Origin of the sequence: Paraburkholderia bengalensis, assembly GCF_037126505.1 — a bacterium.
Lineage (GTDB): Bacteria > Pseudomonadota > Gammaproteobacteria > Burkholderiales > Burkholderiaceae > Paraburkholderia > Paraburkholderia bengalensis.
Genome location: NZ_JACFYJ010000098.1, coordinates 18,477 through 30,161, shown reverse-complemented (window position 1 = coordinate 30,161; position 11,685 = coordinate 18,477). Strand labels below are relative to the sequence as shown.

10 protein-coding genes are annotated in these 11,685 nt (G+C 64.0%); all 10 read right to left on the bottom strand.

Annotated elements, in window-relative coordinates:
- Nucleotides 1–146 precede the first annotated feature (146 nt).
- Nucleotides 147–1,064, bottom strand: a complete 918-nt coding sequence (gene lpxC / locus H3V53_RS35480; protein WP_336601808.1) for a UDP-3-O-acyl-N-acetylglucosamine deacetylase — start codon at nucleotides 1,062–1,064, stop codon at nucleotides 147–149.
- A gap of 271 nt (nucleotides 1,065–1,335) precedes the next feature.
- Nucleotides 1,336–1,845: a peroxiredoxin gene (locus H3V53_RS35475; RefSeq protein WP_336601807.1), complete on the bottom strand. Its 510-nt coding sequence runs from the start codon at nucleotides 1,843–1,845 to the stop codon at nucleotides 1,336–1,338.
- A 239-nt stretch (nucleotides 1,846–2,084) separates the two neighbouring features.
- On the bottom strand, nucleotides 2,085–3,278 hold the full coding sequence (gene ftsZ / locus H3V53_RS35470) for a cell division protein FtsZ (RefSeq protein WP_336601806.1): 1,194 nt from the start codon (nucleotides 3,276–3,278) through the stop codon (nucleotides 2,085–2,087).
- A gap of 123 nt (nucleotides 3,279–3,401) precedes the next feature.
- Nucleotides 3,402–4,634 carry a cell division protein FtsA gene (gene ftsA, locus H3V53_RS35465; RefSeq protein WP_007747080.1) on the bottom strand — a complete coding sequence of 411 codons (1,233 nt, stop codon included), beginning with the start codon at nucleotides 4,632–4,634 and terminating at the stop codon, nucleotides 3,402–3,404.
- A gap of 27 nt (nucleotides 4,635–4,661) precedes the next feature.
- A complete protein-coding gene (locus tag H3V53_RS35460; RefSeq protein WP_336601805.1) occupies nucleotides 4,662–5,414 on the bottom strand; it encodes a cell division protein FtsQ/DivIB in 753 nt (250 codons plus the stop codon).
- 16 nt (nucleotides 5,415–5,430) lie between these two features.
- Nucleotides 5,431–6,372 carry a D-alanine--D-alanine ligase gene (locus H3V53_RS35455; RefSeq protein WP_336601804.1) on the bottom strand — a complete coding sequence of 314 codons (942 nt, stop codon included), beginning with the start codon at nucleotides 6,370–6,372 and terminating at the stop codon, nucleotides 5,431–5,433.
- Entirely contained in the window at nucleotides 6,369–7,763 is a 1,395-nt protein-coding gene (gene murC / locus H3V53_RS35450) for a UDP-N-acetylmuramate--L-alanine ligase (protein ID WP_054918767.1), read from the bottom strand. Before murC ends, H3V53_RS35455 begins: the two co-directional genes overlap by 4 nt.
- Nucleotides 7,760–8,878 (bottom strand): undecaprenyldiphospho-muramoylpentapeptide beta-N-acetylglucosaminyltransferase, encoded by a 1,119-nt coding sequence (murG, locus tag H3V53_RS35445; RefSeq protein WP_336601803.1) that lies wholly within the window; start codon nucleotides 8,876–8,878, stop codon nucleotides 7,760–7,762. The genes murC and murG overlap by 4 nt, the downstream gene beginning before the upstream one ends.
- On the bottom strand, nucleotides 8,875–10,152 hold the full coding sequence (gene ftsW, locus H3V53_RS35440) for a putative lipid II flippase FtsW (protein ID WP_336601802.1): 1,278 nt from the start codon (nucleotides 10,150–10,152) through the stop codon (nucleotides 8,875–8,877). Before ftsW ends, murG begins: the two co-directional genes overlap by 4 nt.
- Nucleotides 10,149–11,663 (bottom strand): UDP-N-acetylmuramoyl-L-alanine--D-glutamate ligase, encoded by a 1,515-nt coding sequence (gene murD, locus H3V53_RS35435; protein ID WP_336601801.1) that lies wholly within the window; start codon nucleotides 11,661–11,663, stop codon nucleotides 10,149–10,151. The genes ftsW and murD overlap by 4 nt, the downstream gene beginning before the upstream one ends.
- Between the last annotated feature and the right edge of the window lie 22 nt (nucleotides 11,664–11,685).

The window sequence follows — 11,685 nt, the reverse complement described above, 5'->3', positions numbered from 1 at the left end:
GCATCGCGCTGAAAAGTTAACAGCTCGGCGCCTCGTTTACAACACCTCCCGCGTCAAAAGCAAAAATGCCGTTCAGTGCTTAACTGAACGGCATTAGCCTTCAAGGCCGCTTTTTCGTTACCGCCCGACCTGCCGGGCAGAGTGCTTCAGGCGAACGCCGTCTGCGTGTCATACGCAAAACCGCGCGGCGCCTTCTGCGGATCGTCGAACGTGACGATTTCGTAGGCGTCTTCGTTCGCGAGCAGTTCGCGCAGCAGCGCATTGTTCAGGCCGTGACCCGACTTGTATGCGTCATACGCCGCGAGCAGCGGATGCCCGACCACGTAGAGATCGCCAATTGCGTCGAGCATCTTGTGCTTCACGAACTCGTCGTCGTAGCGCAGGCCGTCGTTGTTCAAAATGCGATATTCGTCCAGCACGATCGCGTTATCCATGCTGCCGCCGCGCGCCAGACCCAGTTCGCGCATCGTTTCGACCTCGTGCGCAAAGCCGAACGTACGGGCACGCGCGATTTCGCGCACATACGACGTGTTCGCGAAGTCCACTTCCAGCGCCTGGCCCGTCTTGTCGACCGCGGGATGGCGGAAGTCGATCGTGAACTTCAGCTTGAAGCCGAAATACGGATCGAGACGTGCGAACTTGTCGCCGTCGCGGATTTCGACAGGCTTCTTGACCTTGATGAACTTCTTCGCCGCGTTCTGCTCTTCGATACCCGCCGACTGGATCAGGAACACGAAGGACGCCGCACTGCCGTCCATGATGGGAATTTCTTCAGCGGTGACGTCGACGTAGAGGTTGTCGATTCCGAGGCCCGCGCACGCGGACATCAGGTGCTCGATCGTCGACACGCGCGCGCCGTCTTTCTGCAACACCGATGCAAGCCGCGTATCGCCGATCGCCATCGCCGACGCGGGAATGTCCACCGGCGTGGCTAAATCCACGCGGGAAAACACGATGCCCGTGTCCGGCGCCGCCGGGCGGAGCGTCAGGTTGACCTTGCGGCCCGAGTGCAAGCCAATGCCAACCGTCTTGACGATCTGTTTGATAGTGCGCTGCTTCAACATGGTGATCTTCTACTCGATTGAAAATCCTAATCGGGATTTTTTAATTCATAGCACGATTATACTCCAATCGGTTCCGGAGCGTCGTTGCGCTGGCGTTTCAATCTGTTTCGCTGCGTTACCTGATCGGGAAGCGTGACGGGCCGATGCCCGGAACGGAGGCGTTTCCGGTCATCGGCCCGCGTTACGGCCTGTCACATCAAAGTCGCAAAAAGCGTTGCCGCAGCGCAACAAACGAACGTTCGCACGCCTGCGACGAAGCTTCAAGGCCCCGTCATGCCTGGCTCAACGTGGCGAGAATACTGGCCGCATCGCTCACTTCGAACTTGCCGGGTGCTTCGACGTGCAGCGTCTTGACCACGCCGTCGTCGACCACCATGGCGTAGCGCTGGGAACGGATTCCCATGCCGCGCGCCGACAAATCTTGCTCCAGACCGAGTGCTTTGGTGAAAGCCGCGCTGCCGTCCGCCATCATGCGCACCTTGCCCGAGGTGTGCTGATCGCGTGCCCACGCGCCCATGACGAACGCGTCGTTGACGGAGACGCACCAGATTTCGTCGATACCGGCAGCATGCAACTTCTCTGCCTGTTCGACATAGCCCGGCACGTGCTTCGCAGAACAGGTGGGCGTGAACGCGCCCGGCAATCCGAAGATCACCACGCGCTTGCCCGCCGTCTGCTCGTGCACGTCGAAGCTGTTCGGCCCGATCGTGCAGCCCTCGCGTTCGTCCTCAATCAACTCGTAAACGGTCGCCTGGGGAAGCTTTTCACCTACCTGAATCATGCTCGTTCCTTCGCATCGATGCGGAGCACGCTCGCCCGTACTCGTGCCGCAGTGGAGCTTTCATCCGGCGACAGTCGCCCAGACCGCTTCGCGATTGCGAAGAGGGCACCTGTCCATGCCGCGCGCGCTACCCAACGCGGCCTGTTTGCCGTTCCACCCGCCACGCTCGTGCAGTTCTGCCGGACGTAATCAACCTGCCAACCCGATTACGCCGCAGAAAGCCCGCTCCTGCGTGAGCCTCAGTCCGCCTGCTTGCGCAGGAAGGCTGGGATGTCGTACGTGTCGACGCCCTTTTCCTGCAGCGCCTGCACATGCGAAGCAGCCGTGTCGCGCGACGTACGCCACACTGCCGGCGTGTCGAGCGAACCGTAGTCCGCCGCGGCTGCGTGATGCGGCGTGTACGCATGTTGCATCGCGCCGACCGGCTGGTTGTCCGTGCCCGTGCGCAGCAGCGTCATCGGTGCCTGCTGTTGCTTCTTCGCCTGACGGCCCAAGCCCGTCGCCACCACCGTCACGCGCAGCGCATCGCCCATCGCGTCGTCGTACACCGCGCCAAAAATCACGGTCGCGTCGTCAGCAGCATAGCTCTTAATCGTGTTCATCACTTCGCGCGTTTCCGACAGACGCAGCGAACGGCTCGACGTGATGTTGACCAGCACGCCGCGCGCGCCCGACAGATCGACGCCTTCCAGCAGCGGGCTGGCAACAGCCTGCTCTGCAGCGAGGCGCGCGCGATCGACGCCGGCGACCGTCGCCGTGCCCATCATCGCCTTGCCCTGCTCGCCCATTACCGTCTTCACGTCTTCGAAGTCGACGTTCACCAGACCGTCGACGTTGATGATTTCCGCGATGCCGGCCACTGCGTTGTTGAGCACGTCGTCAGCGCACTGGAAGCACTTGTCCATCTCGGCGTCATCGCCCATCACCTCGAACAGCTTGTCGTTCAGGACGACGATCAGCGAGTCGACGTGATCCTCCAGTTGCTGCGAACCGGCTTCGGCGACGCGCATGCGCTTGCCGCCTTCGAACTCGAACGGCTTGCTGACGACACCAACCGTCAGAATGCCCATTTCCTTGGCGATCTGCGCGACCACGGGTGCTGCGCCCGTGCCCGTGCCGCCACCCATCCCTGCCGTGATGAACACCATGTGTGCGCCACGCAGTGCGTCCGCGATGCGCTCACGTGCTTCTTCTGCCGCTGCGCGGCCCATTTCCGGCTTTGCGCCTGCGCCCAGACCCGTGTTGCCCAGCTGGATGACGTTCGGTGCGCGCGAGCGCGACAGCGCCTGAGCGTCCGTGTTCATCACGATGAAGTCGACGCCTTGCACGCCGCGATTGATCATGTGCATGACTGCATTGCCGCCCGCACCACCGACGCCCACCACCTTGATGATGGTGCCGTTGGTTTCCGTTTCCAGCATCTGGAATTCCATGTTGCCTCCGTCAAGAATAAAAGACCTGCGTACTCGGCCGTTATTCGGCAGGAGATCGGGCAACCTCCTGTCGCGCGCCAGCCGCCGGCACCAGCGCGAATTTCCCTTTTACTTCGAATTCTTTTAGAAATTACCCAGGAACCAGTCCTTCATCCTCGTGAACACCTGACCCATCGATCCCGACTGCACCGCGACCTTGCGGCCGCGCATGCGTTGCGAGCGTCCTTCGACGAGCAAACCCATCGCCGTCGAATAACGCGGGTTGCGCACCACGTCCGCGAGACCGCCTGCGTATTCCGGCACGCCGATGCGCACCGGCTTCAGGAAGATGTCCTCACCCAGTTCCACCATGCCCGGCATCATCGACGCGCCGCCCGTCAGCACGACGCCCGAGCTCAGCAGCTCTTCGTAACCCGACTCGCGCACCACCTGCTGCACGAGCGAAAACAGTTCTTCGACGCGCGGCTCGATCACGGCCGCGAGCGCCTGGCGCGACAGCGTGCGCGGACCGCGCTCGCCCAGACCCGGCACTTCGATCATTTCGTCCGGATCGGCGAGCGCCTGCTTCGCGATGCCATAGCTGACCTTGATGTCCTCGGCGTCCGGCGTCGGCGTGCGCAGCGCCATCGCGATGTCGCTCGTGATCTGGTCGCCGGCAATGGGGATCACGGCCGTGTGACGGATCGCGCCTTCGCTGAAAATCGCGATATCCGTCGTGCCGCCGCCGATATCGACGAGCACCACGCCCAGCTCTTTTTCGTCTTCCGTCAGCACCGCCAGCGACGACGCGAGCGGCTGCAAAATCAGATCGTTCACTTCGAGGCCGCAGCGGCGCACGCATTTCACGATGTTCTGCGCCGCGCTCACCGCGCCCGTCACGATGTGCACCTTCACTTCCAGACGAATGCCGCTCATGCCGATCGGCTCGCGCACGTCTTCCTGGCCGTCGATGATGAATTCCTGCGTCAGGATGTGCAGCACCTGCTGATCGGTCGGAATGTTGATCGCCTTGGCCGTTTCGATCACGCGCGCGACATCCGTCTGCGTGACTTCCTTTTCCTTGATCGCGACCATTCCGCTGGAATTGAAGCTGCGAATATGGCTGCCCGCGATCCCGGTGAACACGTTCGTGATCTTGCAGTCGGCCATCAGCTCGGCTTCTTCGAGCGCTCGCTGAATGGACTGCACCGTGGCCTCGATGTTCACCACGACGCCTTTTTTGAGCCCTTTCGATTCGCTCTGGCCGAGTCCGATCACCTCGTAATGACCTTCGCCCTTCAACTCGGCGACGATGGCGACCACTTTCGCCGTGCCGATGTCGAGGGCTACCAGCAGATCTTTATAGTCTTTACTCATAGCGTGCTCATTGCGTGTGATGTCCTGTTACTTCTTGCCCTTGTCGGGTTCCGTAATGAAGCGCATGCCAGCCGCACGAATGGCGAAACCGTTCGGATAGCGCAAATCCGCATATTCGATGTCCTTCCCCCAACGTTGGGTGACCGCGCCCCATGCCGCGGTCAGCCGCTTGCAACGGTCGGCGAGCGTGTCCTGATTGCGCTCGCGCCCAAGTTCGACCTGCATCCCGTTCGACAACTTCACCGTCCACGCAAAGCGCGACGACAGCGTCACTTCATCCGGCGTCGCGCCGACGGACGCGAACCACTTCCTGAAGTCCTGATAACGCGCGACGACCTCTTTCGCGGACCCTTCCGGACCATCGAACGCGGGCAGCTCTTCGTCCAGTTCCCCCTGGTTCGCGGTGAACACCTCGCCGTCGGTGCTCACCAGTTGGTCCGTGCCCCACGTGCCGAGCGGCTTGTACTCTTCGAGCGTCACCGCGAGCGCATTCGGCCACACGCGGCGCACGCTCGCGTGACGCACCCACGGCATCTGTTCGAACGACTGCCGCGCGGCGTCGAGATCGACAGTGAAGAAGTTGCCCTTCAACCGGCCGACGACACTCGCGCGCACCGTCGGCGAATTGATGTGCTCCGTGTCGCCGTCGATACGAATCTCGTGCAGTGCAAAGTTCGGCCGCTGGATCAGCCAGTAGCCGCCCGCCGCCAGCAGCACGAGCAGCAACAACGCGTGCAACGCGTTGGCGGCGAGATTAAGCTGGCGAACGTTGTTCCACATGGCCGGCGCTTCTTCCTTAATCCTTCAACGTCAGTGCGAGCACCTTCACCACCAGCTCCTGATAGCTGATGCCGACCGCGCGCGCCGCCTTCGGCGGCAGCGAGTGATCCGTCATGCCGGGCGCCGTATTCACTTCCAGGAAATACGGTTTGCCTTCACCGTCGAGCATGAAATCGGCGCGGCCCCAATCGGTGCAGCCGAGCACGTCGAATGCCCGGCGCGCGATCTTCTTCAGGCGCGCTTCCTCTTCAGCCGCAATGCCGCACGGAATCAGGTACTGCGTGTCGTTAGCGATGTACTTCGCGTGATAGTCGTAGAACTCGCCGGCCGGCACGATGCGGATGATGGGCAGATCCATATCGCCCGCGATGCACGCCGTGTACTCGCCGCCGCCTTCGATGCTCTGCTCGACCACGACGATCTTGTCGAACTTCACGGCTTCTTCGAGCGCGGGCACGAGCGCGTCGGCCGTCTTCACCTTGATCACGGCGACGCTCGACCCTTCGCTCGCCGGCTTCACGAACAGCGGCAAGCCGAGCTTCGCGACGATGTCCTTCGCGCGCGCCGCGTAGTCGTCGCCGCGCAGCACGGCTTCGAACGGCGGCGTCGGCACGCCGAGCTGCTGCCACACGAGCTTCGTGCGGAACTTGTCGAGACCGAGCGCCGAGCCGAGCACGCCGCTGCCCGTATAGCGGATGCCGTAAAAATCCAGCGCGCCCTGAATCTGGCCGTTCTCGCCGTAGCCGCCGTGCAGCGCGTTGAACGCGCGCACGAAGCCTTCTTCCTTCAATGCGGCGAGGGGACGCTCGGACGGATCGAACGGATGCGCGTCGATGCCCGCGTCGCGCAGACCTTGCAGCACGAGACGGCCCGAGTTGAGCGACACTTCCCGCTCAGCGGATACACCGCCGAGCAGCACAGCAACCTTGCCAAAAGCCTTCGGATCGATACTGCTCATTTCGCACCTTCGTTTCCTGCGAGCCGGCCCGGCACACCGCCGATCGAACCCGCGCCCATCGTGATAACTACATCGCCATCGCGCACGATCGCTCCGAGCGCGTCCGGCACTTCATCCACTGTTTCGACAAACACCGGCTCGACCTTGCCCGCGACGCGAATTGCGCGCGTGAGCGACCGGCCGTCCGCCGCGACGATCGGCGACTCGCCCGCCGAATAGACTTCCGTCAGCACGAGCGCATCGACCGTCGACAGCACTTTCACGAAGTCTTCGAAGCAGTCGCGCGTGCGCGTGAAGCGGTGCGGCTGGAACGCCAGCACAAGACGCTTGTCGGGGAACGCGCCGCGCGCCGCCGCGATCGTCGCCGCCATTTCGACGGGGTGATGGCCGTAGTCGTCGACGAGCGTGTACGCGCCGCCACTTGCCACGCTCACTTCGCCGTAGCGCTGGAAACGCCGGCCGACGCCGTTGAAATCCGCGAGCGCTCGCTGGATATCGGCATCTTTCACCTCAAGTTCAGTCGCAATTGCGATGGCGGCCAGCGCGTTCTGCACGTTGTGCAGGCCAGGCAGGTTCAACACGATGTCGATGGGCGCCGCGTCTTCGCGCATCGCCGTGAAATGCATCTTGCCTTCGCGTGCCTCGACGTTGACCGCGCGGACCTGCGCATCGGGCGCAAAACCGTAACGGATAATCGGCTTCGACACGAACGGCAGGATTTCCTTCACATTCGGATCGTCGACGCACAGCACGGCGATGCCGTAAAACGGCAAGCGATGCGTGAACTCGATGAACGCCTGCTTGAGCCGCGCGAAATCGTGGCCGTAGGTGTCCATGTGATCGGCGTCGATGTTCGTGATGACTTCGATCACCGGGAACAGGTTCAGGAACGACGCATCCGATTCGTCCGCTTCGGCGACGATGAAATCGCCCGTGCCCAGACGCGCGTTCGCGCCCGCGCTGATCAGGCGCCCGCCGATCACGAACGTCGGATCGAGCCCGCCCGCCGCCAGCACGCTCGCGACCAGCGAGGTTGTCGTGGTCTTGCCGTGCGTGCCCGCGATTGCGATGCCCTGCTTCAGGCGCATCAGTTCCGCGAGCATCACGGCGCGCGGCACGATGGGAATGCGGCGATGACGCGCGGCCAGCACTTCGGGGTTGTCGCTGCGCACGGCCGTGGAGACGACGACGGCGTTCGCGCCCTCGATATTCTCCGCGTCGTGACCAATCGCGATGCGCGCGCCGAGCGCGGCGAGGCGCTCCGTCACCGCGTTGCGCGCGAGGTCCGAACCGCTCACCTGATAGCCGAGATTGACGAGCACTTCGGCGATGCCGCTCATGCCCGCGCCGCCGATCCCGACGAAGTGAATGTGTTTGACGATATGTTTCATTGCTGCTTTCCTTCCGGGCTCAGGCTCGGTGTCACGCCCGCCACCGTTGCGCAGATCTGCGCGACCTGCTCGGTGGCGTCGGGTTTCGCGAGCGAGCGCGAACGCTCCGCCATCTCTGCGAGCGAGGCCCGCGTCTGGCTGCGCAAAAAGTCGGCGAGCGAATCCGCCGACAAATCGCGCTGTTGTACGAGCAGCGCCGCGCCGTTGTCGGCGAGAAACGCTGCGTTGGTTGTCTGGTGATCGTCGACGGCAAACGGGAACGGCACGAAGAATGCCGCCACGCCCACCGCCGCGATCTCGGCGACCGTCATCGCGCCCGAACGGCAGATCACGAGATCCGCGTTGGCGTAGGCGCTCGTCATGTCGTCGATGAAGGGCACGAGCTGCACGTCGGCGTTCGTCGCGATACCGGCTGCTTCGTAGTTCGCGCGCAATGCGTCGATATGCTTCGCGCCCGCCTGATGCACGATGCGCGGCCGCTCGTTTGGCGCGAGCTTCGCCAGCGCGCGCGGCACCGTTTCGTTCAACGCCGCCGCGCCGAGACTGCCGCCCACCACCAGCACGTTCAGCGGGCCGCTACGCGCCGCGTAGCGTGCTTTGGGTGCCGGCGTGCGCGCAAGTTCCTCGCGAATCGGGTTGCCCGTCCATTCGGCGTTCGGCAGCGCGTTCGGAAACGCGACCAGCACGCGCCTCGCGAGCTTCGCGAGCACCTTGTTCGCGAGACCCGCAATCGAATTCTGTTCGTGCAGCACGAGCGGCGCGCCGCTCAGCGCCGTCATCACGCCCGCCGGGAAGGTGATGTAGCCGCCCATGCCGAGCACGACGTCCGGCTTCACGCGACGCAGCACCGACAGACTCTGCATGCACGCGCGCAGCAGATTGACGGGCAACATCAGCTTCGTTTTCATGCCCTTGCCGCGCAGGCCGCCAAACTGCACGTACTCCATCGGAATGCCGTGTTTCGGGACGAGCATCGCTTCCATGCCGTTGGGGTTGCCGAGCCACACGACGCGCCATCCCCACGCCTGCATCAGGTGCGCGACGGCGAGGCCCGGGAACACGTGTCCCCCGGTCCCGCCAGCCATCACCATCAGCGTGCGTTGTTGCATCGTCATACCTTGCCCCCGCGCATCAGCACACGGTTTTCGTAATCCACCCGCATCAGCACGCCGACGGCAATGCAGTTCAGCAAAATGCCCGAGCCGCCGTAGCTGACGAGCGGCAGCGTGAGACCTTTGGTCGGCAGCAGGCCGAGGTTCACGCCCATGTTGATGAACGTCTGCGCGCCGAACCAGATGCCGACGCCCTTCGCGACCAGACCCGCAAACGTGCGGTCGAGTGCGAGCGCCTGACGGCCGATCTCGAACGAGCGGCGCACGATCCAGTAGAACATCAGGATCACGACAAGCACGCCGACAAAACCGAGTTCTTCGCCGATCACCGCGAGGATGAAGTCGGTGTGCGCTTCGGGCAGATAGTTGAGCTTCTCGACACTGCCGCCGAGACCCACGCCGAACCATTCGCCGCGTCCGAACGCGATCAGCGAGTGCGTCAGCTGATACGCCTTGCCTTGTGCGTAACGGTCGTCCCACGGATCGAGGTACGCGAAGATCCGCTCGCGACGCCAGGGCGACGCCCACACCAGCAACGTGAATGTACCGACTGCCGTCGCCACCAGTCCGCCGAAAATCTTCCCGTTCACGCCGCCGAGGAACAGCAGGCCCATCGCGATCGCGGCGATCACCATGAACGCGCCCATGTCAGGCTCGAGCAGCAGCAGCATGCCGACCACGCCGACGGCGAAGCCCATCGGCAGAAAGCCCTTGGCGAAGCTATGCATGTATTCCTGCTTGCGCACCGTGTAGTTCGCCGCGTAGATCGTCACGGCAAGCTTCATGATTTCCGACGGCTGCATGTTCGTGATGCCGAGGGGAATCCAGCGGCGCGCGCCGTTCACGCCCTTGCCGACGTGCGGAATCAGCACGATCACGAGCGTGACGAGCGCGATCAGGAAAAGCTTGGGCGCGTACTTGTCCCACGTCGTGATCGGGATGCGAAACGCGATCACGCCGGCCACCGATCCCATCACGACAAACAGGATCTGGCGCACGAGGAATGCATAGTCGCGATACGACGCATACTTCGGCGAGTCCGGCATCGTGATCGACGCCGAATACACCATCACGATGCCGAGGCCCAGCAGCGCGACGACGACCCACAGCAGCGAATGGTCGTAATCGAGCATGCGCGAGCGCAGCGGCCGCACGCCGTTGACGGCGCTCGACAACCCGCCCGAGCGCGGCGCGCGCTCAGCCGCGCCGCTTGCCTGGCCAGCGATGGAGCCGCGCTGCTTGCCGAGTTGCGTACCGAAGCGTTCTGTCCAGCTCATATCATCGTCCCCCGTTCGGCAGCGATGTCTTCGACCGCGCTGCGGAACACCGCGGCGCGATGCGCGTAACCCTTGAACATGTCGAAGCTGGCGCACGCGGGCGACAGCAGCACGGCGTCGCCCGGTTGCGCGACGGCGCTGGCCGCGCGCGTCGCTTCTTCGAGCGTCGCGTGATCGGTCATTGCTATGCCCGTGTGCGCGAGCGCCGCGCGAATCTGCGGGGCGTCGCGGCCGATCAGCATCACTGCGCGGCACCACCGCGTCACCGGTTCGGCGAGCGGATCGAATTCCTGCCCTTTGCCGTCGCCGCCCGCGATCAGCACGACGCGTTGCGAGAGGCCGTCGAGCGCGGCGACCGTCGCGCCGACGTTCGTGCCCTTGCTGTCGTCGACATAATCGACGCCGTCGATCGACGCGATCAGTTCGACGCGATGCGGCTCGCCGCGATACTCGCGCAAGCCGTGCAGCAGCGGCGCACCCGGCAGACCGACAGCGCGCGCGAGCGCAAACGCGGCGAGCGCGTTGGTCGCGTTGTGCAGGCCGCGGATGCGCAGCGCGTCGGCGGGCATCAGGCGCTTAAGCACAATGTCCGGGGGCGTGGTGGATTCGCTCTTGCGACGGCGCGTCGGCGTGGGTTCGTCGGATGCATCGCGGTCTTGCGCTTCGACGAGCCAGATCATGCCGTTGTCGCGCAGCAGACCGAGATCGCCATCGCGCGCCGGTTCGCCGACGCCGAACGTCACCACTTGCGCGCCGCCTGCGTCAGCAGGTCTCAGCGCCATCACGCGAGCGTCGTCGCGGTTGAGCACGCGCACGGTGTTCTTGCCGAAAATCTTGCCCTTTGCCGCGGCGTAGGCGTCGAGGCCGCCGTGCCAATCGAGGTGATCTTGCGTGATGTTCAGGATCACGGCCGCGTCCGGCTCGAACGTGTGCGCAGTTTCCAGCTGGAAGCTCGACAGTTCGAGCACCCAGATGTCGGGCAGCGCGGTGTTGTCGATTGCTTCCGTGAGCTTGTCGAGCGCGGCCGGGCTGATGTTGCCCGCGACCGCGACCTTCTTGCCCGCGCGTTCGCACAATAGGCCGGTGAGGCTCGTCGTCGTGGTCTTGCCGTTGGTGCCCGTGATCGCGATCACCTTCGGCGCATAGCCGCTTTCGCCCAGCGTGCGCAACGCCTGCGCGAAGAATTCGAGTTCGCCCCACACGGGGATGCCGCGTTCGCGCGCGGCGGTGATCAGCGGCACGAGATCGGCGGCGAGCGGCGACAGGCCCGGACTGATCGCAACCAGTTCGACGCCTTCCAGCAGCACTTCCGAAAACGGCCCGCCGACGAACGCGCCGTCAACGCCATGCGCTTCGAGCGCGGACAGATTCGGCGGCACTTCGCGCGTGTCGGCGATACGCAGGCGGCAACCATGCCGCGCGCACCAGCGCGCCATCGCGAGGCCCGATTCGCCGAGCCCCAGCACGAGCACCATCGGCTTTTGCCGATCCCGAAACTTCTCGCCAAACATCGACTGCTTCCTCTTGGTGACT